The sequence below is a fragment of the Oleiphilus sp. HI0043 genome, from assembly GCF_001634935.1.
Genome location: NZ_LWEY01001048.1, coordinates 1 through 859 on the forward strand (window position 1 = coordinate 1; position 859 = coordinate 859).

At 48.9% G+C, this 859-nt stretch carries 1 protein-coding gene; it reads left to right on the top strand.

Going from position 1 to position 859, the window contains the following annotated elements; genetic code table 11:
• Positions 1-859: DUF5011 domain-containing protein (locus tag A3729_RS11030; protein WP_156497899.1), on the top strand; the 859-nt coding region annotated here is incomplete at both ends.

Sequence of the window (859 nt, forward strand, 5' to 3'; positions counted from 1 at the left end):
ACGATTCCTCAGGCAACTCTGCTACTACCGTTACCCGAACAATTAACGTTCAAGATACTGGCGCACCTAGCATCACTCTCCTAGGTAGCAGCCCACTTAACCATGAACTAAATACCCCCTATACCGATGCTGGCGCGACTGCAAGCGATGCGCTGGATGGTGATATCTCAACTAACATCATCGTCGGTGGTGCTACCGTAGATTCCAGTGTTACTGGTACCTACGTGATCACCTACGATGTCAGTGACTCCAACGGCAACCCTGCCGTACAGCAAACACGTACAGTAAATGTGAACGACTTTACTGCCCCAGTCATTACGCTTAATGGTGACAGCAGCATTAATATCGCTCTAGGTAGTGTCTACAATGATGCGGATGCGAGTGCGTCGGACAATATTGATGGCGATATTTCAGCAAGCATTATTCAGAGTGGCACTGTTGATACCGGTACAATTGGTAGCTACACCCTTGTGTATAACGTGAGTGATGCGGCTGGCAACGCTGCAATCCCCGTCACACGAACAGTTAATGTTGCTGATGCGAGCGGCCCTGTTATTACGCTGATCGGAACCAACCCCATTAATCATGAGGTGAATACAATCTTCACCGACCCGGGTGCGACAGCGCTAGATAATGTCGATGGAGATGTATCTTCAAATATCGGTGTCAGCGGTACGGTCAATGCTGCAGTTGTTGGTAGCTATGTACTGAGCTACAACGTGAACGATTCCTCAGGCAACTCTGCTACTACCGTTACCCGAACAATTAACGTTCAAGATACTGGCGCACCTAGCATCACTCTGCTAGGTAGCAGCCCACTTAACCATGAGCTAAATACCCCTTATACCGATGCTGGTGC